Source organism: Streptomyces sp. NPDC004134 (genome assembly GCF_042874195.1).
Classification (GTDB): Bacteria; Actinomycetota; Actinomycetes; order Streptomycetales; family Streptomycetaceae; genus Streptomyces.
This window is the reverse complement of the sequence record NZ_JBIAMS010000001.1, coordinates 580,096-605,202: the sequence shown is the minus strand read 5'-3', so window position 1 is coordinate 605,202 and position 25,107 is coordinate 580,096. Positions and strand designations below refer to the sequence as shown.

At 71.4% G+C, this 25,107-nt stretch carries 22 protein-coding genes; 19 read left to right on the top strand and 3 right to left on the bottom strand.

Features of this window, described 5'->3' with window-relative positions:
* Window positions 1-11: 11 nt before the first annotated feature.
* The 13 genes from ACFYVJ_RS02765 (at window position 12) to nuoN (ending at window position 15,737) form a co-directional block, all read left to right on the top strand.
* Window positions 12-566: an NADH-quinone oxidoreductase subunit B family protein gene (locus ACFYVJ_RS02765; protein ID WP_047017472.1), complete on the top strand. Its 555-nt coding sequence runs from the start codon at window positions 12-14 to the stop codon at window positions 564-566.
* Complete coding sequence (locus tag ACFYVJ_RS02760) at window positions 563-1,303, top strand: NADH-quinone oxidoreductase subunit C (RefSeq protein ID WP_388885895.1); 741 nt, start codon at window positions 563-565, stop codon at window positions 1,301-1,303. The genes ACFYVJ_RS02765 and ACFYVJ_RS02760 overlap by 4 nt, the downstream gene beginning before the upstream one ends.
* Window positions 1,300-2,628 (top strand): NADH-quinone oxidoreductase subunit D, encoded by a 1,329-nt coding sequence (locus ACFYVJ_RS02755; protein WP_388885892.1) that lies wholly within the window; start codon window positions 1,300-1,302, stop codon window positions 2,626-2,628. The genes ACFYVJ_RS02760 and ACFYVJ_RS02755 overlap by 4 nt, the downstream gene beginning before the upstream one ends.
* Window positions 2,625-3,515 carry an NADH-quinone oxidoreductase subunit NuoE gene (gene nuoE, locus ACFYVJ_RS02750; RefSeq protein WP_388885890.1) on the top strand — a complete coding sequence of 297 codons (891 nt, stop codon included), beginning with the start codon at window positions 2,625-2,627 and terminating at the stop codon, window positions 3,513-3,515. Before ACFYVJ_RS02755 ends, nuoE begins: the two co-directional genes overlap by 4 nt.
* On the top strand, window positions 3,515-4,861 hold the full coding sequence (gene nuoF / locus ACFYVJ_RS02745; RefSeq protein WP_388885887.1) for an NADH-quinone oxidoreductase subunit NuoF: 1,347 nt from the start codon (window positions 3,515-3,517) through the stop codon (window positions 4,859-4,861). The genes nuoE and nuoF overlap by 1 nt, the downstream gene beginning before the upstream one ends.
* Entirely contained in the window at window positions 4,858-7,317 is a 2,460-nt protein-coding gene (locus ACFYVJ_RS02740) for an NADH-quinone oxidoreductase subunit G (RefSeq protein WP_388885885.1), read from the top strand. Before nuoF ends, ACFYVJ_RS02740 begins: the two co-directional genes overlap by 4 nt.
* A gap of 64 nt (window positions 7,318-7,381) precedes the next feature.
* On the top strand, window positions 7,382-8,764 hold the full coding sequence (nuoH, locus tag ACFYVJ_RS02735; protein WP_388885882.1) for an NADH-quinone oxidoreductase subunit NuoH: 1,383 nt from the start codon (window positions 7,382-7,384) through the stop codon (window positions 8,762-8,764).
* The gene (gene nuoI, locus ACFYVJ_RS02730) at window positions 8,757-9,371 is read left to right on the top strand and encodes an NADH-quinone oxidoreductase subunit NuoI (protein WP_388885879.1); all 615 of its coding nucleotides are present in this window, start codon (window positions 8,757-8,759) and stop codon (window positions 9,369-9,371) included. The genes nuoH and nuoI overlap by 8 nt, the downstream gene beginning before the upstream one ends.
* A complete protein-coding gene (locus tag ACFYVJ_RS02725; protein WP_388885876.1) occupies window positions 9,368-10,252 on the top strand; it encodes an NADH-quinone oxidoreductase subunit J in 885 nt (294 codons plus the stop codon). Before nuoI ends, ACFYVJ_RS02725 begins: the two co-directional genes overlap by 4 nt.
* Window positions 10,249-10,548, top strand: a complete 300-nt coding sequence (gene nuoK, locus ACFYVJ_RS02720; RefSeq protein WP_347580120.1) for an NADH-quinone oxidoreductase subunit NuoK — start codon at window positions 10,249-10,251, stop codon at window positions 10,546-10,548. Before ACFYVJ_RS02725 ends, nuoK begins: the two co-directional genes overlap by 4 nt.
* A 12-nt stretch (window positions 10,549-10,560) precedes the next feature.
* Window positions 10,561-12,462: an NADH-quinone oxidoreductase subunit L gene (nuoL, locus tag ACFYVJ_RS02715; protein ID WP_388885873.1), complete on the top strand. Its 1,902-nt coding sequence runs from the start codon at window positions 10,561-10,563 to the stop codon at window positions 12,460-12,462.
* Window positions 12,463-12,466: 4 nt separating this feature from the next.
* A complete protein-coding gene (locus ACFYVJ_RS02710) occupies window positions 12,467-14,101 on the top strand; it encodes an NADH-quinone oxidoreductase subunit M (protein ID WP_388885871.1) in 1,635 nt (544 codons plus the stop codon).
* Entirely contained in the window at window positions 14,094-15,737 is a 1,644-nt protein-coding gene (gene nuoN / locus ACFYVJ_RS02705; protein WP_388885869.1) for an NADH-quinone oxidoreductase subunit NuoN, read from the top strand. Before ACFYVJ_RS02710 ends, nuoN begins: the two co-directional genes overlap by 8 nt.
* A gap of 42 nt (window positions 15,738-15,779) precedes the next feature.
* On the opposite strand, the gene ACFYVJ_RS02700 is transcribed toward nuoN, so the two are convergent.
* Window positions 15,780-17,027, bottom strand: a complete 1,248-nt coding sequence (locus ACFYVJ_RS02700; protein ID WP_388885866.1) for a fumarylacetoacetate hydrolase family protein — start codon at window positions 17,025-17,027, stop codon at window positions 15,780-15,782.
* 189 nt (window positions 17,028-17,216) lie between these two features.
* Here ACFYVJ_RS02700 and ACFYVJ_RS02695 point away from each other — a divergent pair, with 189 nt between their 5' ends.
* On the top strand, window positions 17,217-18,227 hold the full coding sequence (locus ACFYVJ_RS02695; RefSeq protein WP_101422419.1) for a polyprenyl synthetase family protein: 1,011 nt from the start codon (window positions 17,217-17,219) through the stop codon (window positions 18,225-18,227).
* 209 nt (window positions 18,228-18,436) lie between these two features.
* Window positions 18,437-19,636 (top strand): outer membrane lipoprotein carrier protein LolA, encoded by a 1,200-nt coding sequence (locus ACFYVJ_RS02690; protein ID WP_388885861.1) that lies wholly within the window; start codon window positions 18,437-18,439, stop codon window positions 19,634-19,636.
* A gap of 74 nt (window positions 19,637-19,710) precedes the next feature.
* Here the strand turns inward: ACFYVJ_RS02690 and ACFYVJ_RS02685 are convergent, their stop codons facing one another.
* Window positions 19,711-20,166 (bottom strand): VOC family protein, encoded by a 456-nt coding sequence (locus ACFYVJ_RS02685; RefSeq protein WP_388885858.1) that lies wholly within the window; start codon window positions 20,164-20,166, stop codon window positions 19,711-19,713.
* Window positions 20,167-20,186: 20 nt separating this feature from the next.
* Between ACFYVJ_RS02685 and ACFYVJ_RS02680 the strand changes: the two genes are divergently transcribed.
* Together ACFYVJ_RS02680 and ACFYVJ_RS02675 are read left to right on the top strand one after the other, a co-directional pair.
* Entirely contained in the window at window positions 20,187-20,804 is a 618-nt protein-coding gene (locus ACFYVJ_RS02680; RefSeq protein ID WP_388885856.1) for a CGNR zinc finger domain-containing protein, read from the top strand.
* Between the two features lie 13 nt (window positions 20,805-20,817).
* A complete protein-coding gene (locus ACFYVJ_RS02675) occupies window positions 20,818-21,273 on the top strand; it encodes an NUDIX domain-containing protein (RefSeq protein WP_388885854.1) in 456 nt (151 codons plus the stop codon).
* An 84-nt stretch (window positions 21,274-21,357) separates the two neighbouring features.
* On the opposite strand, the gene ACFYVJ_RS02670 is transcribed toward ACFYVJ_RS02675, so the two are convergent.
* Window positions 21,358-22,974 carry an alpha/beta fold hydrolase gene (locus tag ACFYVJ_RS02670; RefSeq protein WP_388885851.1) on the bottom strand — a complete coding sequence of 539 codons (1,617 nt, stop codon included), beginning with the start codon at window positions 22,972-22,974 and terminating at the stop codon, window positions 21,358-21,360.
* Window positions 22,975-23,164: 190 nt separating this feature from the next.
* On the opposite strand from ACFYVJ_RS02670, the gene ACFYVJ_RS02665 reads away from it, so the two are divergent.
* Window positions 23,165-24,307 (top strand): sensor histidine kinase, encoded by a 1,143-nt coding sequence (locus tag ACFYVJ_RS02665; RefSeq protein ID WP_388885849.1) that lies wholly within the window; start codon window positions 23,165-23,167, stop codon window positions 24,305-24,307.
* Complete coding sequence (locus ACFYVJ_RS02660) at window positions 24,304-25,008, top strand: response regulator transcription factor (protein ID WP_388885846.1); 705 nt, start codon at window positions 24,304-24,306, stop codon at window positions 25,006-25,008. The genes ACFYVJ_RS02665 and ACFYVJ_RS02660 overlap by 4 nt, the downstream gene beginning before the upstream one ends.
* The last annotated feature ends 99 nt before the right edge of the window (window positions 25,009-25,107 follow it).

Sequence of the window (25,107 nt, the reverse complement as noted above, 5' to 3'; positions counted from 1 at the left end):
GGGTACTACGAATGGGACTTGAAGAAAAGCTCCCGAGCGGGTTCATCCTCAGCACGGTCGAACAGGCCGCGGGGCTGGCGCGCAAGTCGTCCGTCTTCCCGGCGACGTTCGGGCTGGCCTGCTGCGCGTTCGAGATGATGACCGCCGGTGCCGGCCGCTACGACCTGGCGCGCTTCGGCATGGAGGTCTTCCGCGGCTCGCCCCGCCAGGCGGACCTGATGATCGTCGCGGGCCGGGTGAGCCAGAAGATGGCGCCGGTGCTGCGGCAGGTCTACGACCAGATGCCGAACCCCAAGTGGGTCATCTCCATGGGCGTCTGCGCCTCGTCCGGCGGCATGTTCAACAACTACGCGATCGTGCAGGGCGTCGACCACGTCGTGCCGGTCGACATCTACCTGCCCGGCTGCCCGCCGCGCCCCGAGATGCTCATGGACGCGATCCTCAAGCTGCACGAGAAGATCCGCCACGAGAAGATCGGCGTGAACCGCGAGGAGGCGGCCAGGGAGGCCGAGGAGGCCGCGATGAAGGCCCTCCCGACGATCGAGATGAAGGGTCTTCTCCGGTGAGTGGGGAGAGCGCGGACGGGGTCAACCCCGACCAGGACCTGAACGCCGAGAACCTGCCCGGCAGGCGCGGCGATCACGGCGAGACCATCCGCGTCCAGCGCGGCATGTTCGGCTCCGCGGGCGGAGGTGACACCTCCGGCTACGGCGGGCTGGTGCGCAGCGTCCGGCTGCCGGGCGAGTCCGTGCGCCCGTACGGCGGCTGGTTCGACGAGGCCGCCGACGAACTGGAGGGTGCCCTCGAAGAGCAGGGGCTCCTCCCCGACAACGCCATCGAGAAGGTCGTCGTCGACCGCGGCGAGCTGACCTTCCACGTCGACCGCACGCACCTGGTGCGCGTGATGCGGGTCCTGCGCGACGACCCGGCGCTGCGCTTCGAGCTCTGTACCGGCGTCTCCGGCGTGCACTACCCCGACGACAAGGGCCGCGAGCTGCACGCCGTGTACCACCTGCGCTCGCTGACCCACTCCCGGCTGCTGCGGGTCGAGGTCAGCGCGCCCGACGACGACCCGCACATCCCGTCCGTCGTGGAGGTCTACCCGACGAACGACTGGCACGAGCGCGAGGCGTACGACTTCTTCGGCATCGTCTTCGACGGCCACCCGGCGCTGACCCGGATCTTCATGCCGGACGACTGGCAGGGCCATCCGCAGCGCAAGGACTACCCCCTCGGCGGCATCCCCGTCGAGTACAAGGGTGCCCAGATCCCTGCTCCCGACCAGCGGAGGTCGTACCGATGAGCACCACCCACGCGACCGGGGCCGCCCGGGAGACCACCGAGGGCACCGTCTACACCGTCACCGGCGGTGACTGGGACGAGGTCGTCGAGTCGGTCCACCGGGCCGACGACGAGCGGATCGTCGTCAACATGGGTCCGCAGCACCCCTCCACCCACGGCGTGCTGCGGCTCATCCTGGAGATCGACGGCGAGACCGTGACGGAGTGCCGTTGCGGGATCGGCTATCTGCACACCGGCATCGAGAAGAACCTCGAATACCGCACGTGGACCCAGGGCTCCACCTTCGTGACCCGCATGGATTACCTGACCTCGTTCTTCAACGAGGCCGGGTACTGCATGGCGGTGGAGAAGCTGCTCGGCATCACCGACGACGTGCCCGACCGGGCCACCGTCATCCGGGTGCTGCTGATGGAGCTGAACCGGATCGCCTCTCACCTGGTGGCCATCGCCACCGGCGGCATGGAGCTGGGCGCCACCACGGTCATGATCTACGGCTTCCGCGACCGGGAGCTGGTCCTCGACCTGTTCGAGCTCATCACCGGACTGCGGATGAACCACGCGTTCATCCGCCCCGGCGGCCTGGCCCAGGACCTGCCCCCCGGTGCGGTCGACTCCATCCGCGAGACGATCAAGACGCTCCGCAAGAACTTCCCGGAGTACGACGCGCTGGCGACCAACAACCCGGCGTTCAAGGCCCGGATGCAGGACGTCGCGCACCTGGACCTGCCCGGCTGCATGTCCCTCGGCGTCACGGGCCCCGTGCTGCGCGCCACCGGGCTGCCGCACGACCTGCGCAAGACGGACCCGTACTGCGGCTACGAGACGTACGACTTCGACGTCCCCACCGCGGACACCGCCGACGCCTACGGCCGGTTCCTCATCCGGCTGGAGGAGATGCGCCAGTCGCTGCGGATCGCCGAGCAGTGCGTGGACCGGCTGGAGCCGGGCCCGGTGATGGTCGCCGACAAGAAGATCGCCTGGCCCGCGCAGCTCGCGCTGGGGCCCGACGGCCTCGGCAACTCGCTGGACCACATCAAGAACATCATGGGGACCTCGATGGAGGCCCTGATCCACCACTTCAAGCTGGTCACCGAGGGCTTCCGGGTGCCACCGGGGCAGGCGTACGTGGCCTTGGAGTCGCCCAAGGGCGAACTGGGCGTGCACGCCGTCAGCGACGGCGCCACCCGCCCGTTCCGGGTGCACTTCCGTGAGCCGTCGTTCGTGAACCTGGGGGCCATCGCGGCCATGACCGAGGGCGGCCAGGTCGCCGACGTGATCGTGGCGATCGCGTCCATCGACCCGGTACTGGGAGGCGTCGACCGATGACGACAGCAGAGCAGGGCCAGGCGGCCGTGTCGCTGGGCATGCCCCAGTTGCCGGCCCCGGACTATCCAGCCGAGGTGCGTGAGCGGCTGGCCGCGGACGCCAGGGAGATCATCGCCCGCTATCCGGACAGCCGGTCCGCGCTGCTGCCGATGCTCCACCTGGTGCAGTCGGAGGAAGGCCACGTCACGCGCACTGGCATGCAGTTCTGCGCGGAGACGCTGGACCTGACCGCCGCCGAGGTGACGGCGGTCGCCACCTTCTACACCATGTACCGGCGCAAGCCCTCCGGTGACTACCAGGTCGGAGTCTGCACCAACACGCTCTGCGCGGTGATGGGCGGCGACGCCATCTTCGACGAGCTGAAGGAGTACCTGGGCGTCGGGAACCAGGAGACCACCGAGGACGGCAAGGTCACGCTGGAGCACATCGAGTGCAACGCCGCGTGCGACTTCGCCCCCGTGGTGATGGTCAACTGGGAGTTCTTCGACAACCAGACCCCCGAGTCCGCCAAGCGGCTCGTGGACGATCTGCGCGCCGGCGCGGAGGTGCACCCCACCCGCGGCGCGAAGCTGTGCACGTTCAAGGAGACCGCCCGCATCCTGGCCGGATTCCCCGACGAGCGCCCTGGCGCCGTCGCGGAGTCCGGTGGTGCGGGTCCCGCCTCGCTGATCGGGCTGCGCATGGCCAACGGCGAGGAGCCGGCCGCGCGCGTGGTCAGCCAGCGCGCCCAGCCGCACCCGGCGAACCCGCCGGCGGACGCGCTGGAGGACCAGCCGCCCGCCGGCCACCCCAGTTCCCACGATGCGCCGCAGCAGACCTCCGCGTCCGACCCGGCGCACCCGCCCACCGCGTCCGCGGATGAGCCCACCGAGGAGGAGGGCGCGTGATGACCGTCGACTCGCCGGAGAAGCTGCTGACCCCGGTGCTCTCCGCCTTCTGGGACGACCCCGAGTCCTGGACGCTGGACACGTACCGGCGGCACGAGGGCTACCAGGGGCTGCGCAAGGCCCTCGCGATGTCGCCGGACGACGTCATCGCGTACGTCAAGGACGCCGGCCTGCGCGGCCGCGGCGGCGCCGGCTTCCCCACCGGCATGAAGTGGCAGTTCATCCCGCAGGGCGACGGCAAGCCGCACTACCTCGTGGTCAACGCGGACGAGTCGGAGCCGGGCACCTGCAAGGACATCCCGCTGCTCTTCGCCAACCCGCACTCCCTCATCGAGGGCATCGTCATCGCCTGTTACGCGTTCCGGTCCAACCACGCGTTCATCTACCTGCGCGGCGAGGTCGTGCCGGTGCTGCGCAGGCTGCACGAGGCGGTGCGCGAGGCGTACGCCGCGGGCTTCCTCGGCAAGAACGTCCTGGGCTCCGGGCTCGACCTGGACGTCACGGTGCACGCGGGCGCCGGCGCGTACATCTGCGGTGAGGAGACCGCGCTGCTCGACTCGCTGGAGGGCCGGCGCGGCCAGCCCCGGCTGCGTCCCCCCTTCCCGGCCGTCGAGGGCCTGTACGCCTGCCCCACTGTGGTGAACAACGTCGAGTCCATCGCCTCCGTTCCCGCCATCATGAACAAGGGCAAGGAGTGGTTCCGCACGATGGGCAGCGAGAAGTCCCCGGGCTTCACGCTGTACTCGCTCTCCGGCCACGTCGCCCGCCCCGGTCAGTACGAGGCGCCGCTCGGCATCACCCTGCGCCAACTGCTCGACATGGGCGGCGGCATGCGCCCCGGCCACCGGCTGAAGTTCTGGACCCCCGGCGGCTCGTCCACCCCGATGCTCACCGACGAGCACCTGGACGTCCCCCTCGACTACGAGGGCGTCGGCGGCGCCGGCTCCATGCTCGGCACCAAGGCGCTGCAGTGCTTCGACGAGACGACCTGCGTGGTACGGGCCGTCACCCGCTGGACCGAGTTCTACGAGCACGAGTCCTGCGGCAAGTGCACCCCCTGCCGCGAGGGCACGTACTGGCTCGTCCAGCTCCTCCGCGACATCGAGGCCGGCAAGGGCGCCCTCGCCGACCTCGACAAGCTCAACGACATCGCCGACAACATCAACGGCAAGTCCTTCTGCGCCCTCGGCGACGGCGCGGCCGCGCCGATCTTCTCCTCGCTGAAGTACTTCCGCGACGAGTACGAGCAGCACATCACCGGCGGCGGCTGCCCCTTTGACCCGGCCAGATCCACCGCCTGGGCCGACACCCCCGGCTCCACGAACCACCAGGAGGTGACCGCGTGACCATCACGGAGCCGGAGAAGGCACCGGAGAAGACCGATCTGGTCACGCTGACCATCGACGGCGTCGAGGTCAGCGTGCCCAAGGGCACCCTGGTCATCCGGGCCGCCGAGCAACTCGGCATCGAGGTCCCGCGGTTCTGCGACCACCCGCTGCTCGACCCGGTCGGCGCCTGCCGCCAGTGCATCGTCGAGATCGAGGGCCAGCGCAAGCCGTCGGCGTCCTGCACCATCACCTGCACCGACGGGATGGTGGTCAGGACCCAGCTCACCTCGGCGGTCGCCGAGAAGTCGCAGCGCGGCGTGATGGAGCTGCTGCTCATCAACCACCCGCTGGACTGCCCGGTCTGCGACAAGGGCGGCGAGTGCCCGCTGCAGAACCAGGCGATGTCCGCCGGGCAGGCCGAGAGCCGCTTCGACGGCCAGAAGCGCACCTTCGAGAAGCCGGTGCCGATCTCGACCCAGGTGCTGCTCGACCGCGAGCGGTGCGTGCTCTGCGCCCGCTGCACCCGGTTCTCCAACCAGGTCGCGGGCGACCCGATGATCGAGATGCTGGACCGCGGCGCGCTCCAGCAGGTCGGCACGGGCGAGGGCGTGCCCTTCGAGTCGTACTTCTCGGGCAACACCATCCAGATCTGCCCGGTCGGCGCGCTCACCTCGAAGATGTACCGCTTCCGCTCGCGCCCCTTCGACCTGATCTCCTCGCCGTCCGTCTGCGAGCACTGCTCCGGCGGCTGCGCCACCCGCACCGACCACCGCCGCGGCAAGGTCATGCGGCGGCTCGCCGCCAACGACCCGGAGGTCAACGAGGAGTGGATGTGCGACAAGGGCCGCTTCGGCTTCCGGTACGCACAGCTCCCCGACCGGCTCACGCACCCGCTGGTCCGCGACGACAGCGGTGAGCTGCAGCCGGCGAGCTGGCCCGAGGCGCTGCGCGCCGCGGCCGCGGGGCTGGCGGCGGCCCGCGGGCGGGCCGGGGTGCTCACCGGCGGGCGGCTGACGCTGGAGGACTCCTACGCGTACGCGAAGTTCGCGCGCGCCGCGCTCGGCACCAACGACATCGACTTCCGCGCCCGGGTGCACAGCGCCGAGGAGACCGCGTTCCTGGCCGCGCAGGTCGCGGGCAGCGGCCGCGGCGTCACGTACGGCGCGCTGGAGAAGGCGCCCGCGGTGCTGCTCGCCGGCCTGGAGGCGGAGGAGGAGGCCCCCGGCGTCTTCCTCCGGCTGCGCAAGGCGTGGCGGAAGAAGGGCCTGAAGGTCTACTCGATCGCCCCCTTCGCCACCCGCGGCCTGACGAAGGCCGGCGGCACGCTGCTGCCGGCCGCCCCCGGCACCGAGCCGAGCTGGCTCGACGCCCTCGGCTCCGGCGCCGGACTCGGCGAGGACGGCAAGGCCGCGTCCGACGCGCTGCGCCAGGAGGGCGCGGTGATCCTCGTCGGCGAGCGGCTGGCGGGGGTACGGGGCGCGCTGTCCGCCGTCGTACGCACCGCGGAGGCCACCGGTGCCACCCTCGCCTGGATCCCGCGCCGCGCCGGCGAGCGCGGCGCGATCGAGGCCGGCGCGCTGCCCGGAATGCTCCCCGGCGGCCGGTCCGGCGGCGACGCCGAGGCCCGCCGCGAGACGGCCGCCGCGTGGGGCCTGGCCGAACTGCCCACCGGCGAGGGCCGCGACACCGGCCGGATCCTCGACGCCGCCGCGGCCGGCGACATCGGCGCGCTGCTCGTCGGCGGCATCGAGGTCACCGACCTGCCGGACCCGGAGAAGGCCCGCGAGGCCCTGGACCGGGCGGCGTTCGTGGTCAGCCTGGAGCAGCGGCCCAGCGAGGTCACCGAGCGGGCCGACGTGGTCTTCCCGGTGGCCGCGGTCGCCGAGAAGCAGGGCACGTTCGTCAACTGGGAAGGCCGCGCCCGGCCGTTCGAGGCCGCGCTGAAGCCGGACCAGATGACCCGGCGGCTCGCCCCCGCGGACCAGCGGGTGCTGCACATGCTCGCCGACGCCCTCGACGTCCACCTGGGCCTGCCCGACGCCCGTACGGCACGGGCCGAGCTGGCCCGCCTCGGCGTCCGCACCGAAGGCCCCCGCCCCACGCCGCCGGACGAGCGCGCGGCGCCGCTGCCGCAGCCCGGCGCCGGCGAGGCGGTGCTCGCGGGCCACCGGCTGCTGCTCGACGAGGGCCGGCTGCAGGAGGGCGACGAGGCCCTGGCCGGCACCCGCCACGAGGCGGCGGCCCGGCTCTCGCCCGCCACCGCGGAGGCCACCGGCGTCGCCGACGGCGACCCGGTCGCGGTCACGGGACCCGCCGGCACGGTGACGCTCCCGCTGCGGATCACCGCGGAGCTGCCCGACCAGGTCGTCTGGCTGCCCATGCGGTCGCAGGCCCCGGGCGTGCCGGCGGCCACGGGTGCGAACCCCGGCGACGTGGTCCGGGTGTCCGCCGTATCCAAGGAGGTCGAAGCGTGAGTGCGATGCGGAAGCGCTGCGCGCGATCGCGCGGCGGAGAGGCGTACATGACGGAGGCACGACGGTGATCGCAAGCGCATCCGCGGCGCAGGGCGCGAGCGTCCTCGCCGCGGAGGATCTCAGCTTCTTCGGGAGCGACCCCTGGTGGCTGATCCTCCTCAAGGCGGTCTTCTGCTTCGCGTTCCTGATGGTGACGGTCCTCCTGGCGATCGTCTTCGAGCGCAAGGTGCTGGGCTGGATGCAGCTCCGCATCGGCCCGAACCGGCACGGTCCCTGGGGCATGCTGCAGTCGCTCGCCGACGGCGTGAAGCTGATGTTCAAAGAGGACATCATCGTCAAGGGCGCCGACAAGGTCGTCTACATCCTGGCGCCGCTGCTCGCCGTGATCCCCGCGTTCATGGCGATCGCGGTCATCCCGTTCGGCCCGGCCGACAACCAGGTGTCGATCTTCGGCGAGCGCACCGCGATGCAGCTCACCGACCTCCCGGTCGCCATGCTGTACGTGCTGGCCACCGCGTCCATCGCCGCCTACGGCGTCGTGCTCGCGGGCTGGGCGTCCAACTCGACGTACCCGCTGCTCGGCGGCGTCCGCGCGACGGCCCAGGTGATCTCGTACGAGGTCGCGATGGGCCTGTCCTTCGCCGCGGTGTTCCTCTACTCCGGGTCGCTGTCGACCTCGGAGATCGTCGCGGCGCAGGACGACCGCTGGTTCGCGGTGCTGCTGCCGGTCTCGTTCATCGTGTACCTCATCGCGATGGTCGGCGAGGCGCACCGGCTGCCGTTCGACATGCCGGAGTCCGAGGGCGACCTGGTCGCGGGGTACTCCACCGAGTACTCGTCGATCAAGTTCGCGATGTTCATGCTCTCCGAGTACGTGCACATGGTGACGCTGTCGGCCGTGGCCGTCACGCTCTTCCTCGGCGGCTGGCGCGCGCCCGCGCCGATCAGCACCGTCTGGGAGGGCGCGAACACCGCCTGGTGGCCGATGCTCTGGTTCACCGGCAAGGTCCTCGTCCTCCTGTTCGTCTTCGTCTGGCTGCGCGGCACGCTCCCACGGGTGCGCTACGACCAGTTCATGAAGCTGGGCTGGAAGGTCCTCATCCCGGTCTCCATGGTCTGGCTGATGCTGGTCGCCACCGTCCGGGCGCTGCGCAACGAGGACGTGGACTTCACCGAGATCGTGCTCTACATCGCCGGCGGGCTCCTGGTGATCCTGCTGCTGTCCTTCGTCGTGGACATCTTCCGCGACCGCAAGGACAAGGAGGAGGCGGCCCGCGAGGCGGCCAAGCCCACGCCGGAGTTCGACCCGATGGCGGGCGGCTACCCCGTACCGCCGCTGCCCGGTCAGACCCTCCCGCCCGTGCCCCGCCGCCCCTCGCGCCGCGAGCGCGAGCTGGTGGGCACGAACGGTCCCGGAGGCGACACTGAGGAGGCCGACAATGGCTGACGAGAAGAAGGACAAGCAGGGGTTCGTCAACCCGGTGGCCGGCTTCGGCGTGACCTTCAAGGCCATGTTCAAGAAGCGGCTGACCGAGCAGTACCCCGAGTACAAGAAGCCGACGGCGCCCCGCTTCCACGGCCGCCACCAGCTCAACCGGCACCCGGACGGGCTGGAGAAGTGCATCGGCTGCGAGCTGTGCGCGTGGGCCTGTCCGGCGGACGCGATCTACGTCGAGGGCGCGGACAACACCGAAGAGGAGCGCTACTCGCCCGGTGAGCGCTACGGCCGCGTCTACCAGATCAACTACCTGCGCTGCATCCTGTGCGGGCTGTGCGTCGAGGCGTGCCCCACCCGGGCGCTGACCATGACCAACGAGTACGAACTGGCCGACCGCAGCCGCGAGTCCCTCATCTACACCAAGGATGAGCTGCTCGCCGGTCTCCAGGAGGGCATGGTCGACTCGCCGCACGCCGTCTACCCGGGGATGACGGAGAAGGACTACTACAGCGGCCTGGTCACCGAGGCCGCCCCGGGTACGGAGCGCCAGGTCGCCGTCAGCAAGGGCGAGTCGGCGGCGGACCCGGCGGCGCACTCCGAAGGAGCCCAGGCATGAACGCCCTCGCCCAGGCCGGCTACACCACCTCCACCGGGGAGGCGACCCAGTTCTGGGTGCTGGCCGTCTTCGCCGTCGCCGGTGCGATGGGCACCGTGCTGATGAAGAAGGCGGTGCACTCGGCGCTCTGCCTCGCCGGGACGATGGTGATCCTGGCGGTCTTCTACCTCGCCAACGGCGCCTACTTCCTCGGCGTCGTGCAGATCGTCGTCTACACCGGCGCGGTCATGATGCTCTTCCTCTTCGTGCTGATGCTCGTCGGCATCAGCGCGGCGGACTCGCTGAAGGAGACCATCAAGGGCCAGCGCTGGCTGGCGATGCTCTGCGGCATCGGCTTCGGCATCCTGCTGATGGCCGGCATCGGCAACGCGAGCCTCAACACCTTCGAGGGCCTGGAGGACGCCAACGCCGGCGGCAACGTCCACGGGCTGGCCGCGCTGATCTTCCGCGACTTCGTCTTCGCCTTCGAGCTGACCGGCGCGCTGCTGATCACCGCCGCGGTGGCGGGCATGGTCCTGACCCACCGCGAGAAGACCGAGCGCACCCCGACCCAGCGCGAGCAGGCCGCGCAGCGCGTACGCGACGGCGTCCAGGTGCCGCCGATGCCCGCGCCCGGCGTCTACGCCCGCCACAACGCGGTGGACCTCCCGGCCCTGCTGCCCGACGGCACGCCGTCCGAGCTGACCGTCAACCGCACGCTGCGCGACCGCGGCCAGATCCGGGACGTCTCCGCGCAGGCGCTGGCGGATCTCGCGGCGATCGAGCAGCGCACCGCCGACTACCAGGGCAAGGCCCTGGAACCGGACACCGGCGACGACGACGGGGACGGCTCCGTCAGTGCGAACGCCGGCGGTAAGGCCGGAAAGGGAGAGGGCGAGTGAACCCGGTCAACTACCTGTATCTCTCCGCGCTGCTGTTCACCATCGGCGCGGCCGGGGTGCTCATCAGGCGGAACGCCATCGTGGTGTTCATGTGCATCGAGCTGATGCTGAACGCCTGCAACCTGGCGCTGATCACGTTCTCCCGGATGCACGGGAACCTCGACGGCCAGATCGTCGCCTTCTTCACCATGGTCGTCGCCGCCGCGGAGGTCGTGGTCGGCCTGGCGATCATCGTGTCGTTCTACCGCTCCCGCCACTCGGCCTCGGTCGACGACGCCGCTTTGATGAAGCTGTAAGGGGACGCACCAGTGGAGTCACTCATCGGATTGCTCGTCGCGGCGCCGCTGCTCGGCGCGGCGGTGCTGCTCTGCGGCGGGCGGAGGCTGGATCGTACGGGCCACTGGCTCGGTACGGGCCTGTCCTTCACCTCCTTCGTCCTCGGCCTCGTCCTCTTCGCCGACATGCTCGGCAAGGACGGCGAGGAGCGGGCGCTGCACAGCCACCTCTTCACCTGGATTCCGGTCGAGGGGTTCCAGGCCGAAGCGGCGTTCCAGCTCGACCAGCTCTCGATGACGTTCGTGCTGCTGATCACCGGCGTCGGTTCGCTCATCCACCTGTACTCCGTGGGCTACATGGAGCACGACGAGCGCCGCCGCCGGTTCTTCGGCTATCTGAACCTCTTCCTCGCGGCGATGCTGCTGCTGGTCCTCGCGGACAACTTCCTGCTGCTGTACGTCGGCTGGGAGGGCGTCGGCCTCGCCTCGTACCTGCTGATCGGCTTCTGGCAGCACAAGCCGAGCGCGGCGACGGCGGCGAAGAAGGCGTTCATCGTCAACCGCGTCGGCGATGTCGGCCTGTCCATCGCGATCATGCTGATGTTCGTCACCTTCGGCACCTTCGCGTTCGAGCCGGTGATGAACTCGGTCGGCGAGACCAGCGAGGGCAAGCTGACGGCGATCGGGCTGATGCTGCTGCTCGCGGCGTGCGGCAAGTCGGCCCAGGTGCCGCTGCAGTCCTGGCTGGGCGACGCGATGGAGGGCCCCACGCCGGTCTCCGCGCTGATCCACGCCGCCACGATGGTGACCGCGGGCGTCTACCTGATCGTCCGCTCCGGCGCGATCTTCGACGCGGCGCCCGACGCGCAGCTCGTCGTCACGATCGTCGGTGCGGTCACGCTCCTCTTCGGTGCGATCGTCGGTTGCGCGAAGGACGACATCAAGAAGGCGCTGGCCGGCTCGACCATGTCGCAGATCGGCTACATGATCCTGGCTGCCGGGCTCGGCCCGATCGGCTACGCGTTCGCGATCATGCACCTGGTGACCCACGGCTTCTTCAAGGCCGGGCTCTTCCTCGGCGCGGGCTCCGTCATGCACGGCATGAACGACGAGGTCGACATGCGCAAGTACGGCGGCCTCAGGAAGTACATGCCGGTCACGTTCATCACGTTCGGCCTCGGCTATCTGGCCATAATCGGATTCCCGGGCCTGTCGGGCTTCTTCTCCAAGGACCTCATCATCGAGGCGGCGTTCGCCAAGGGCGGTACGCAGGGCTGGATCCTGGGCGGCGCGGCGCTGCTGGGCGCGGCGCTCACCGCGTACTACATGACGCGCGTGATGCTCATGACGTTCTTCGGCGAGAAGCGCTGGGAGCCGGACGCGAACGGCAACGAGCCGCACCCGCACGAGTCGCCGAAGACGATGACGATCCCGATGATCGTGCTGGCGATCGGCTCGGTCGGCGCGGGCGCGTTCTTCGACGTCGGCGAGCGGTTCGTGCACTGGCTGGAGCCGGTCACCGGCTTCGAGCACGGGCACCTGCCGGACGGCCTGAGCGTCGGCATCGTCACCGGCGCCACCGTCACCTGCATGGTCCTCGGTGTCGCGGTGGCCTGGCTGCAGTACGGCCGCCGCCCGGTCCCCGCCGCCGCACCGCGCGGCTCCCTGCTCACCCGCGCCGCCCGGCGCGACCTGCTGCAGGACGACTTCAACCACGTGGCGCTGGTCAAGCCAGGCGAGTACCTGACCCGCGGCCTGGTCTACCTGGATCACAAGCTGGTCGACGGCATCGTCAACGGAACCGCGGCGGCGTTCGGCGGGCTCTCCGCCCGGACGCGGCGGGTCCAGAACGGCTACGTCCGCAGCTACGCGGTCTCGATGTTCGGGGGCGCGGTGGTCCTCATCGCCGCCACCCTGCTGATGAGGGCGGTCTGAACCCATGGCTGATTCTTCCTTCCCGCTGCTGACGATCACCGCGGCGGTCCCGGCCGTGGGCGCGATCGCCACCGCCGCGGTGCCCGCGGCCAAGCGCGAGCTGGCCAAGTGGCTCGCGCTGGGCGTGTCACTGGCGACGCTGGTGCTGGCCGCGGTGATCGCGGTCCGGTACGACCCGGACGGTGACCGCTTCCAGCTCACCGAGTCGCGGGCGTGGATCGCCGACTTCGGGGTGAGGTACGAGCTGGGGGTCGACGGCATCGCCGTCGTGCTGGTGGCGCTGACCGCGCTGCTGATCCCGTTCGTCATCCTCGCGGGCTGGCACGACGCGGACCCGGTCACTGCATCCGAAAGCGGCTCCGCCGCGGGGAAGTCGTCCCGGTGGCGTCCCACCCAGGGCTTCTTCGCGCTGATCCTGGCCGTCGAGGCGATGGTGATCGTCAGTTTCCTGGCCACGGACGTCTTCCTCTTCTACATCTTCTTCGAAGCCATGCTCATCCCGATGTACTTCCTCATCGGTGGCTTCGGGGACAAGGCGCACGAACACGGCGAGGAAGAGGCGGCGCGGCAGCGTTCGTACGCGGCCGTGAAGTTCCTGCTGTACAACCTGGCCGGCGGCCTGATCATGCTGGCCGCGGTCATCGGCCTCTTCGTCGTCACCAACGACCAGCTCGGCTCGGGCACGTTCTCGCTCCAGGAGATCCTCCAGGCGCGCGCCAACGGCGACCTGGACATCTCGACGAACACCGAGCGGCTGCTCTTCCTCGGCTTCTTCTTCGCCTTCGCCGTGAAGGCGCCGCTGTGGCCGCTGCACACCTGGCTGCCCAACGCGATGGGCGAGTCCACCCCGCCGGTCGCCGTGCTCATCACCGCGGTGGTCGACAAGGTCGGCACGTTCGCCATGCTCCGCTTCTGCCTCGGGCTCTTCCCCGAGGCGAGCGACTGGGCGACGCCGGTGGTGCTGGTGCTCGCGCTGGTGAGCATCCTGTACGGCGCGCTGCTCGCGATCGGGCAGCGGGACATCAAGCGGCTGATCGCGTACGCCTCGATCTCCCACTTCGGCTTCATCGTGCTGGGCATCTTCGTGATGACCAGCCAGGGCCAGACCGGGGCGACGCTGTACATGGTCAACCACGGCATCTCCACCGCCGTGCTGATGCTGGTGGCCGGGTTCCTCATCAGCCGCCGCGGCTCGCGGCTCATCGCCGACTACGGCGGCGTGCAGAAGGTGGCGCCGGTGCTGGCCGGCACCTTCCTGATCGGCGGCATGGCGACGCTGTCGCTGCCGGGGCTCGCGCCGTTCGTCAGCGAGTTCCTGGTGCTGGTGGGCACGTTCAGCCGCTACCCGGCGATCGGCATCATCGCCACCGTGGGCATCGTGCTGGCCGCGATCTACGTCCTCGTGCTGTACCAGCGGACGATGACGGGTCCTGTCACCGAGAAGGTCGCGAAGCTGCCCGACCTGCGGGTGCGCGAGGTGCTGGTGGTCGCGCCGCTGATCGCGCTGCTCATCGGCCTCGGCGTGTACCCGAAGCCGCTCACCGAGATCGTCAACCCGGCCGTCGAGCACACCATGTCCGACGTGCAGAAGTCCGACCCGGAGCCCGACGTGAAGCCTGTGGAGGCCACGCATGACTAGGGGTGTCCACAGCCTGTGGATGGCACAGGACGGTGTCGACAAGATCAAGGCACCGCACATCGAGTACGACCTGCTGGCGCCCACGCTGATCGTCATCGGCGCGGCCGTGCTGGGCATCGCCATCGAGGCGTTCCTGCCCCGGCGGCACCGGTACGCCGTCCAGGTCGGGCTCGCGACGCTCGCGATGGCCGGCGCGTTCGGCGCCGTCATCGCCCTGGCCGCCACCGGCAAGGGCACGGACGAGGCGCAGACCGCCGCGATGGGCGCGCTGGCCGTCGACGGCCCGGCGCTGTTCCTCCAGGGCGTCATCCTGCTGGTCGGCGTGCTCGGGGTGTTCACCTTCGCCGAGCGCCGGCTGGACCCGGTCGCGCACGGCAACCGGGTCGACTCCTTCGCCGCCGAGGCCGCCGCCGTACCCGGCGGCAAGGCGGAACAGGCCGCGGTGAAGGCCGGGTTCACCACCACCGAGGTGTTCCCGCTGCTGCTCTTCGCGACCGGCGGCATGCTGATCTTCCCGGCCGCGAACGACCTGCTGACGCTCTTCATCGCGCTGGAGGTCTTCTCCCTGCCGCTGTACCTGCTCTGCGCCGTCGCCCGCCGCAAGCGGCTGATGTCGCAGGAGGCGGCGGTGAAGTACTTCCTGCTGGGCGCCTTCTCGTCGGCGTTCCTGCTCTTCGGCGTCGCGCTGCTCTACGGCTACGCGGGCAGCGTGCGCTACGCCGAGATCGCCGACGTCGTCGCGGGCAACCCGCAGAAGATGACCCCGGCGCTCGCCGACACCATGGGCAACGACGCACTGCTGCTCATCGGCGGCGCGATGGTGCTGCTCGGCCTGCTCTTCAAGGTCGGCGCCGTGCCGTTCCACATGTGGACCCCGGACGTCTACCAGGGCGCCCCCACCCCCGTCACCGGCTTCATGGCCGCGGCCACCAAGGTCGCCGCGTTCGGCGCGCTGCTGCGGCTGCTGTACGTCGTGCTGCCGGGCATGAAGTGGGACTGGCGGCCGGTGATGTGGGGCGTCGCGATCCTCACGATGGTCATCGGCGCGATCCTCGCGATCACCCAGACCGACGTGAAGCGGCTGCTGGCGTACTCGTCGATCGCGCACGCGGGGTTCATCCTCGCGGGTGTCACCGCGGCCAACGAGGAGGGCATCTCCTCGGTGCTGTTCTACCTGGCCGCGTACGCCTTCGTGACGCTCGGCGCGTTCGCCGTCGTCACGCTGGTGCGGGACGCGGGCGGCGAGGCGACGCACCTGTCCAAGTGGGCGGGTCTCGGCCGGCGTTCGCCGCTGGTCGCGGCGGTCTTCGCGGTGTTCCTGCTGGCGATGGCGGGTATCCCGCTGACCAGCGGCTTCGCCGGGAAGTTCGCGGTGTTCAAGGCGGCGGCGGAGGGCGGCGCGACGCCGCTGGTCGTCGTCGGCGTCATCGCCTCGGCCATCGCCGCGTTCTTCTACGTCCGCGTCATCGTGCTGATGTTCTTCAGCGAGCCGCGTCCCGAGGGTCCCGCGGTGACCGTCCCGAGCGCCTTCACCGTCACCGCCATCGCCGTCGGCCTGGCCGCGACGCTGGTGCTGGGCGTGGCGCCGCAGTACTTCCTGGATCTGGCAGGGAACGCGGGGGTGTTCGTCCGCTGAGCGGCGGGGTCCGGGGGCGCCGCCCCCGGACCCCGCTCGGCTCTAGTGCTCCGGCGGGGTCCAGCCGGCCGGCTTGACCTGGCCGTGGACGCCGCCGAGGGCGATCCGCACGCCGTCCGGTCCCGGGGCCCAGCCGTCGATGGCGACGGTGTCCCCGTCCTCCAGCCACGGGCCCTTGCCCTTCGTCAGCTCCAGCAGCGAGCCCACCTGACCGGGTTCAGGACCGCTGACGGTGCCGGAGGCGTAGAGGTCGCCGGTGCGTACGGAGGCGCCGTTGACGGTCATGTGGGCCAACTGCTGCGCCGCGGTCCAGTACATGGAGGCGAACGGCGGGCGGGAGACCGTCTCGCCGTTGATCCGTACCTCGAGTCGCACGTCGTAGCCGTCGCCTGGGGCGCCGGGGCCGGTGTCGTCGAGGTACGGCAGCAGCGGGTGCGTGCGCTCCGGCGGGGCGACGCGGGCGGCTTCGAGGGCGTCGAGGGGGGTGATCCAGGTGCCGATGGACGTGGCGAAGGACTTGGCCTGGTGGGGGCCGAGGGGGCGCTGCTCCCACGGCTGGACGTCGCGCGCGGACCAGTCGTTGACCAGGCAGACGCCGAAGACGTGGTCGCGGAAGGCGGTACGGGGCACGGGCGTGCCCATCCGCGACGGTACGCCGATGACGAAGCCGACTTCGGCTTCGATGTCGAGGCGGATGCTGGGTCCGAACACAGGGCCGGGCCGGGCGGGAGAAGCCGGTTCGGGCGCGGGGTCGTCGGCGGCGCGTTTGCGCTGGCCCGCGGGGCGTACGACGGGGGTGCCGGTGGGGACGATCGTGCCGGACCTGCCGTGGTAGCCGATGGGCAGGTGCTTCCAGTTGGGCGTCAGGGGCTCCTCGCCGGGGCGGAAGATGCGGCCGACGTTGGCGGCGTGGTGCTCGCTGGAGTAGAAGTCGACGTAGTCGCCGACCTCGAAGGGCATGTGCAGCGCGACGCGGTCCACCTCGTGCAGGTGCGGCTCGACGGCGGCGCGGTGCGCCGGGCCGGTCAGCCAGCCGGTCACCTCGGCCCGTACCGCCTGCCACACCGGCCGGCCCGCGGCCATCAGCGGCGCCAGCGTCCTGGCGGCGAGCAGCGCCGCGTGCGGGGAGCCGAGGGCCGCCGCGACGGCGGCGGTGTCCAGGACGTAATCGCCGTAGCGCACGCCCACTCGGGGGTTCGTGCCGTCGGGCGCGGAGAAGACACCGTACGGAAGGTTGTGCGGCCCGAAGGGATCGCCTTCGGGCACGTCGAGCGGGCTGTGCTCGGACATCGCGGGGTCCTGCCTCATCGTGGTCGGCGGGCTGGGGACCTCAGGTTACGACCCCCAGGTCGGCCTAGGGGAAGCCGCCCGACGTGATCGTCGCGTGACCGGATACGCTGCGAACGTGGTGCATGGTGGTTGCTAACGACACATCGACAATCTGTTCCACATGAACGTCTGCAGACAGGAGGAGCCCTCGTGACCGTGGTCGCGCCCTTGGGGCTCAGCGTTCAGGACCGCGCCTTGGAAGCCGATGTCGACGCCGGACTGGCGGCCGTCGAAGAGGGGCTCCTGGAGGCTACGAAGAGCGATGTGCCGTTCATCACCGAGGCCGCGCGGCATCTCGTCCGCGCGGGCGGCAAGAGATTCCGCCCCCTGCTTGTCATGCTCGCCGCGCAGTTCGGCGATCCGCACGCGCCGGGCGTCGCGCCCTCCGGCGTCGTCGTCGAGCTGACGCACCTGGCCACCCTCTACCACGACGACGTGATGGACGAGGCCGCCGTACGCCGCGGCGTCCCCAGCGCCAACAGCCGCTGGGCCAACTCCGTCGCCGTCCTCACCGGTGACTTCCTCTTCGCGCGCGCCTCGCGGCTACTGGCCGACCTGGGCCCCGAGATGGTCCGTATCCAGGCCCAGGCGTTCGAGCGGCTGGTCACCGGGCAGATCCTGGAGACCGCGGGACCGACCGAGGGCCGCGACCCGGTCGACCACTACCTGGACGTGCTCGCCGGCAAGACCGGCTCGCTCATCGCCGTCTCCGGCCGCTTCGGCGCGCTGACCGCGGGCGCCGACGAGTCGGTGGTGGAGGTGCTGACGCAGTACGGCGAGCGCATCGGCATCGCCTTCCAGCTTGCGGACGACCTGCTCGACATCACCAGCGACGGCACCGAGTCGGGGAAGACCCCCGGCACCGACCTGCGCGAGGGCGTCGCGACGCTGCCGGTGCTGCACCTGCGCGCCGCCGCCCAGCGCCACCGCGAGCCGGCGGACCTGGAGCTGGCGGCGCTGCTCGCCGACGACCTGACGGACGACTCGCGGCACGCGGAGGCCCTGGCCCGGCTGCGGGTCCACCCGGCGGTGGAGCAGGCCAGGCGGGACACCGTGCGGTACGCGGCGGAGGCCCGGGCGATCCTCACGGCGCTGCCGGCGTGCCCGGCGCGGACGGCCCTGGAGGGGCTGTGCGACGCGGTGGTGGACCGGGCGGGGTAGCGGTGCCGGCCGCGGTCCCCGAGCGGACGACCCGTAGAAGGAGTCAGGGTGATCCCCCCTCCCAGGGCGGATGCCGTCATACGACAGGAGTAATCGAAGCTGCACCCAGGGGCTGACGCCAGGGGCCGTCCGGTTTGTTGTGATGGAGGGGAAGCCGTGACGCAGCGAATGACTTTCCGCGGACCCTCGCGGAGACGGAGGTACTTCCCATGGCACTGATCCCACCGGAGCGACCCGCCGACGAGGCAGAGGACCGCGCCGCGGACCTCGCCGCGGCCCGGCGCAGAAAGGCGGTGCGGTACGGGGTGCCCCTGGGTATCGCGGGGCTTGCCGCCGCCACCATCGGCCTGGTCCCCGCGCTGGCGCAGGACGAAGGACCGAGCAAGGACGACGTGACGGCCGAGGAACTGATCGCCAAGGTGCTGGCGTCGGAGGTCGAGTCGGTCGACGGCACGGTGAAGGTCAGCACCGACCTGGGCCTGCCCTCCATACCGTTCGGCGGCGGCGGTGGCGAAGGCGCGGACCTCTCCCGGCTGCTCGCCGGCGACACCAAGCTGCAGGTCGCGGCCGACGGCCCGGAGAAGCAGCGGGTCACGCTCAAGGGCTCCGACGGCGATCAGACCGTGGTGCGCAACGGCCAGGACGTGTGGACGTTCGGCGGCGCCTCCGACGAGGTGTCCCACTCCACGCTGCCGAAGGACGCGGGGAAGAAGGACGCCGGGGAGCACGACCTGGGCCTGCCGAAGGACCTGAAGGACGCCACCCCGCAGGAGCTGGCGGAGCGGCTGCTGAAGGCCGCGGACGAGACGACGGACGTGGACGTCGCCGGCACGGCGCAGGTGGCCGGGCAGGACGCGTACGAGCTGCGGCTGACGCCGAAGCAGGACGAGTCGACGGTCCGGGACGTCACGATCGCGGTGGACGCCGACAACGGCGTGCCGCTGCGGGTGGCGCTCACGGCGGACGACGGCAAGGCGGTCCTGGACGCCGGCTTCACGAAGGTCGACTTCAACAAGCCGGCCGCGGACCTGTTCAAGCCGCCCGCGGGTGCCGACGTGACCGAGAAGGGGCTCGACGAGGGCTTCGGCGAGGGCCACGGCGGTGACTTCGGCGAGGGCTTCGGCGGCTTCGGCGGCGACTGGACCGGTGGCGACCGGGCCGGGGGCGGCAAGGCCGGCGGCCTGGAGGACGTGAAGGTCCACGGCGAGGGCTGGGGCTCGATCGCCGAGATCTCGCTGCCCGGCGGCACGCTGAGCGAGGACGGGGTCGGGGCCGCCCTCGACTTCTTCACCGACAAGACGGACGCGGGCCGGGTCTTCGAGAGCAGGCTCGTCAACGTGCTGATCACGGACGACAAGGTCTACGTCGGCGCCGTCACCCCGGAGGCCCTGGCGGCCGCCGCGGGCTGACCGCAGTACCGCACCGCAAGGCCGCCGCGCGCCTCCCCGGCACGCGGCGGCCTTTGCGTGCGCGTGCGCTCCCGTCAGTGCACACAGAACTCGTTCCCCTCCGGGTCCGTCATCACGGTCCACTCGCCGCCCTGTTCCTTGACGTGCCGGACGACTGCGGCCCCCAGCTCCGCGAGCCGGGCCGTCTCCTCCTCGCGCCGCCCGGACTCGGGGTGGAGGTCGAGGTGCAGGCGGTTCTTGTGGGCGGGCTTGGGCTCGGGGACCTGGTTGAAGAGCAGCCGGCGGCCGAGCCCGGTGCCGGAGGTGGGGTCGTACGGGTCGTCGGGGTGCCGGACGGCGGCGGCGGTGCGCCAGGCGCGGCGGTCGTGGTGGCGGGTCAGCACGTCCTCGGGGACGGCGCCCGCGGTGAGGAGCTGCTCGATGAGCGGGCTGTTGTCCTCCACCTCGTAGCCGAGGGCGGCGGCCCAGAAGTCGGCCTGGGCGTGCGGGTCGGTGGCGTCGATGACGAGCTTCCAGTGCGTGGGAACCATGTACCGGTTATACTGGTTACATGGTGGACGAGGCAAGCGCCCGCGCCCCGGGCGTCGAGATGCGACCCCCGGACGGCCAGGTCTTCCGCTTCGATCCGGGCGCGCTGAGCCTGGAGTTGCTGACGACCGGCGGCCCGGGTCCCTTCGCGCGGTACGAGGTGCTGCACACCCCCGCGGACGTCGTGGCGTGGACGGCGGCGAGCAGGCTGCGCCCGGTGCCGGAGCTGTCGGTCACCGACGACGACGTACCGGCCGTACGCCACCTGCGCGACGCCCTGTTCCGCCTCACCCAGGCCCGCGCGCACGCCGAACCCCTCCCCGCCGCGGACCTCGCCGTCCTCAACGCCGCCGCCGCCCAACCCCCGCTCGCCCCCCGCCTCACCCCCGACGGCACCCCGTCCTGGGCCCCGGGACCTGCGACGACGGCCCGGCTCCTGGCGACGGTCGCGCGCGACGCGGTGGACCTCTTCTCCGGCCCGTACGCGCACCGCATCCGCGAGTGCGCGGGCGAGCGCTGCTACCTCCTCTTCGCCGACACCTCCCGCCCGGGCCGCCGCCGCTGGTGCTCCATGGAGCGCTGCGGCAACCGCCACAAGGTCCGCACCCTCAGAGCCCGGCGCGAAGCGGACCACTCCTGACAAGATGCGACACATGAAGCGTGTCGTCGCCCGGGCCTGGAAGCTCCTGCGCGGTCCCCTGCAGTGGCGGATCCTCTGGCTCACCCAGGCCAAGTTCATGATCGGCGTGACGGGTGTGGTGCGGAACGAGCGGGGCCAGGTGCTGCTGCTCAAGCACCGCATGTGGCCCGACTCCCGGCCCTGGGGCCTGCCGACCGGCTTCGCGGTCAAGGGCGAGGAGTTCGCGCAGACGGTCGTCCGCGAGGTCAGGGAGGAGACCGGCCTCGACGTCGTGCCCGGCCGCCTGGTCCAGGTGACCAGCGGCTACCGGCTGCGCGCCGAGATCGCGTACGAGGCGCTGCACGTGGGCGGCACCCTGAAGCTCGACGACTTCGAGATCCTCGCGGCGGACTGGTTCAGCCCGGACGCCCTTCCGGAGGGACTCCAGGAGGCACACGTCCGCCTGATCAGGGCGGGCGCGCCGGCCTGACGCGCCCCGGTGCCTCCTCCGCGCCGCCGGACCACGGCGCCGCGGAGAAGACCCCGGGGCGGGCGACAGGCCGCCCGCCCCGGGTTACGGCACGAAGGTCAGGGCCGGCGGCGGGGCGGCGAAAGCGGCGGAGCGGTCGTCCTTGGGCTGGATGCCCGGGCAGGTGCCGTCGTCCGGGCTGCCCGTCTCGAAGTACGCGACGAGGCGTGCCGCGCACTCCGGTGCGAACGGCACCGAGGCGTGTGCGAAGTCCTCGACCGTCAGCAGGTTTCCGCCGATGCGGTCCTGCATCTGACGGGCCCACGCAAACGGGGTCGCCGTTTCGTACGAGTGCCCGGACAACTGCAGCGAGCCGCTGCTCCACCGCAGCGGGAACCGCTGCACCGGGAGCGTCCAGCCCGCGCAGGTCGGGCGGAGTGCCGTCATCTGGCCGGTGATCGGGTTGCGGTCGAGGTTGCGCCGGTACTCGTGCCACAGCGGCTCGAACTCCCGCGAGCTGGTGTCCTCGTTGCACAGGTAGGCCCTGCTCGCCGTGCTGTCGAAGTCCACGGGCGCACCCGCCGGCGGCTCGGGCGGGGCGCCGTCCGGGCCGCCGATCACGTCCTTGACCGCCTGGGGTGCGGGACCGCCGTTCACCGCCGTCGTCAGGACGCGCAGGATGCCGGCCGCCTGCGGATAGTCGAAGTTGGTCGCCGAGGCCAGGAACGCGATGAAGCCGCCGCCCAGCGCCCCGTCGACGTCGGTGAAGCGCCAGGGGTCCGCGTCCGCCGCCTCCCGCATCGCCAGCACCTTCGCCCGGACGTCCGCTGCGGTCGTGCCGAGGCCGTACGTGCCGTCCCGCTCCGCCAGCCACTGCGCGAACAGGTCGAAGAGCCGCTCCTGGGTCTTCGCCGCGTCGTCGAACCGGTAGGCGAGGTCGTACGCACGCGGCGAGACCACGCTGTCCAGCCACATGCGGCCGATCGTCGCCGGGAACATGCTGCGGTAGACGGCGCCGAGTTGCGTCCCCCACGAGGCCCCGTAGTAGCTCATCCGCCGCTCCCCGAGCGCACGGCGGATGAGGTCGAGATCCCGCGCGGCGTTCGCGGTGGTCAGCCCGGAGAGGAACGGGGGACTGGCGGACGAACAGGCCGCGTTGCGCTCGGCTTCCTCGTCGTACACCTGCCTGACTTCGGCCTTCGTCAGCGGTTGCGTGTCCGGAACCGTCGGGCCGCCAGGTCCGGTCTGCGGGCAGTCCCAGGACGTGCTGTAGCCGATTCCGCGCGGGTCGAAGCCGATGAGGTCGTAGCGGTCGCCCAGCTCCGCCACGGTCGGGCTGTCGAGGCTCAGCATGGCCGGCATCAGATAGCCGCTGCCCCCGGGGCCGCCGGGGTTCGTGGCCAGGCTGCCGAGGCGGTGCCCCTGGTCCCTGGCCTTGAGGCGGGTGAGCGCGACGGTGATGTGCTCGCCGTCGGGGCGCCGGTAGTCCAACGGCACGTCGACGGTTCCGCATTCGGTCCGTGCCCACAGGTCGCGGAACTTCCCGCGGTCCTCCTTCCGGATACGCAGGTAGTCGAGCACCGAGTCGGAATACTCGGGGCAGGGCCGCCAGTTCACCGCCGGCGCCGCGGCTCCGGCGGCGGTTCCCGGGCCGGCGCCGGCCAGACCGAGGCAGATCCCGGCCGCCGCCGCCAGCGCCCCCATTCGCTTCCCTTGACCCATGGTCTTCTCCTCTTTCCGGGTCCGGTGGTCCGTTCGCGACAGGTCTACGCGCCGGGCGGCAACAGCGGCTCTACGGCACCTGTTATCGGGTTGTTGACGCCGCACGCCGATACTGGGCCGGGCAACACGGCCGTACGACGGGGGAGGTGCGCAGGGAGTGCCGATCACGTGGCGTCCGCGCACGATACGCATGCGCCTGACGATCCTGTACGCCTCGCTCTTCCTCGTTTCCGGTATCGTGCTGGTGGCCCTGGCATGGCTGGTGGTGTTCCGTCAGCCGGTCCTCGTGACCTTCGCCCCGGACCCGCCCTCGGTGACGGCACCCGACGCGGTCGATGCCGCCGGGCCGCTGCCCGGCCTTCCCCCGGGGACGAATGTGAAGAGCGCGGATGTACTGGTCGCCCCGACCGCCCACACCGTCCGCGCCGTCTTCGCCCAGTCCCTGGCGGTACTCGCCGGAATGGCCGTCCTGTCCGCCGCACTCGGCTGGGTCGTCGCCGGGCGGGTGCTCGGCCCGTTGCGTGCGATGGCCGCGAAGACCCGGCACATCTCCGAGCGGAACCTCCATGAACGGCTCGCCCCCGCCGGGCCCCGGGACGAGCTCACCGAACTCGCGCACACGATCAACGGTCTGCTGTCCCGGCTGGAGCTGGCCTTCGAGGCGCAGCGACGATTCGTCGCGAACGCTTCGCACGAACTGCGCACCCCCCTCACGATGATGCGCACCTCGGTCGACGTCGCCCTCGGCAAGCCGCAGCCTGCCGGGGAGGTCACGGTGCTCGCCGGCAAACTCCACGAGGGTCTGGACGCCGCCGACCGGCTGCTGGAGGGGCTGCTTCTGCTGGCCCGGGCGCAGAACAACGGCCGCGCCGGGGCCTCGGCCGTCGAGTTGCCGGCGGTCGCCGAGACGGCGTTGGCCGCCCGTGCCGCCGCGATCGCCGCCGGCGGACTCACCGTGGAGCTACGGCTCGCCCCCGTCACGGTGCAGGGGAACGCGATGCTGCTGACGAGTCTCGTCGAGAACCTCGTCGACAACGCGGTCACGCACAACGAACCCGAGGGCTGGCTCCGGATCACGACGGCGCTGCTTCCGCCGGAGCCGGGCGGCGGCCCCCGGGCCCGGCTCACCGTCGAGAGCGGCGGCGAGCCCCTGGAACCGGCCTCGGTGGCCCTGCTCGGCCAGCCGTTCCTGCGCCTTGGCGGTGACCGGACGTCCCGCCCCGGCACGGGCCTGGGTCTGTCGATCGTTTCGGCCATCGCGACGGCGCACCACGGCACACTCACCCTGCATGCCCGGGCGGCAGGCGGGCTGCGCGCGGAGGTGGAACTGTGAGGATCCTGGTCGTGGAGGACGTGCGCCGCCTCGCCGACGACATCGCCGAGGGGCTACGGGACCAGGGCATGGCCGTCGACGTCGCGTACGACGGCCTGACCGGCGCCGAGAAGGCGGCCGCCACCGGCTACGACGTCGTCGTCCTGGACCGCGACCTGCCGGGGCTGCACGGTGACGTGCTGACCCGGCAGATCACGGCCGCACCGGAGCCGGCGATGATCCTCATGCTCACCGCCGCGGGCTCGCCCGGAGACCGCGTCACGGGCCTGACGCTCGGCGCCGACGACTACCTCCCCAAACCCTTCCACTTTCCCGAACTCATCCTGCGTATCCGGTCGCTGGCCCGCCGCCGGCCGTCCGCCAAGCCGCGGATCCTGCGGGCGGCGGGCATCGAACTCGACCCCGTACTGCGGACCGCGCTACGGCTGGGCCGTCCCCTGCGTCTCTCACCCAAGGAGTTCGAGGTGCTGGCCGCTCTGCTGGCAGCGGCCCCGACGCCCCTCAGCGCCGAGCAGTTGCTGGAACAGGTCTGGGACGAGAACACCGACCCGTTCACCAAGACGGTCCCGGTCACGGTGGCCCGCCTGCGCCGCAAGCTCGGCCCGCCCGACGTGATCCTCACCGTCGCCCGCGCGGGCTACCGGATACCGGACGGCGCCGAAGCCCAGGACGCGGCTGCGGACGACCGACCCGCACCGTGACCGGCAGCGACCCGCGGGCGGGGCGGCCACCGTCCGGACCTCCGCGGGCCGCGCGGACGGAGGGGCCCTTGCCGGCTGCCGCGGCGGTCGGCCCCAGCG

Bases quoted from the DNA above. Each gene is read 5' to 3' on its own strand.
- ACFYVJ_RS02765 (WP_047017472.1), top strand. From the start codon at position 12: ATGGGACTTGAAGAAAAGCTCCCGAGCGGGTTCATCCTCAGCACGGTC.
- ACFYVJ_RS02755 (WP_388885892.1), top strand. From the start codon at position 1,300: ATGAGCACCACCCACGCGACCGGGGCCGCCCGGGAGACCACCGAGGGC.
- nuoE (WP_388885890.1), top strand. From the start codon at position 2,625: ATGACGACAGCAGAGCAGGGCCAGGCGGCCGTGTCGCTGGGCATGCCC.
- nuoF (WP_388885887.1), top strand. From the start codon at position 3,515: ATGACCGTCGACTCGCCGGAGAAGCTGCTGACCCCGGTGCTCTCCGCC.
- nuoI (WP_388885879.1), top strand. From the start codon at position 8,757: ATGGCTGACGAGAAGAAGGACAAGCAGGGGTTCGTCAACCCGGTGGCC.
- ACFYVJ_RS02725 (WP_388885876.1), top strand. From the start codon at position 9,368: ATGAACGCCCTCGCCCAGGCCGGCTACACCACCTCCACCGGGGAGGCG.
- ACFYVJ_RS02710 (WP_388885871.1), top strand. From the start codon at position 12,467: ATGGCTGATTCTTCCTTCCCGCTGCTGACGATCACCGCGGCGGTCCCG.
- nuoN (WP_388885869.1), top strand. From the start codon at position 14,094: ATGACTAGGGGTGTCCACAGCCTGTGGATGGCACAGGACGGTGTCGAC.
- ACFYVJ_RS02700 (WP_388885866.1), bottom strand. From the start codon at position 17,027: ATGTCCGAGCACAGCCCGCTCGACGTGCCCGAAGGCGATCCCTTCGGG.
- ACFYVJ_RS02690 (WP_388885861.1), top strand. From the start codon at position 18,437: ATGGCACTGATCCCACCGGAGCGACCCGCCGACGAGGCAGAGGACCGC.
- ACFYVJ_RS02685 (WP_388885858.1), bottom strand. From the start codon at position 20,166: ATGGTTCCCACGCACTGGAAGCTCGTCATCGACGCCACCGACCCGCAC.
- ACFYVJ_RS02680 (WP_388885856.1), top strand. From the start codon at position 20,187: ATGGTGGACGAGGCAAGCGCCCGCGCCCCGGGCGTCGAGATGCGACCC.
- ACFYVJ_RS02675 (WP_388885854.1), top strand. From the start codon at position 20,818: ATGAAGCGTGTCGTCGCCCGGGCCTGGAAGCTCCTGCGCGGTCCCCTG.
- ACFYVJ_RS02670 (WP_388885851.1), bottom strand. From the start codon at position 22,974: ATGGGTCAAGGGAAGCGAATGGGGGCGCTGGCGGCGGCGGCCGGGATC.
- ACFYVJ_RS02665 (WP_388885849.1), top strand. From the start codon at position 23,165: ATGCGCCTGACGATCCTGTACGCCTCGCTCTTCCTCGTTTCCGGTATC.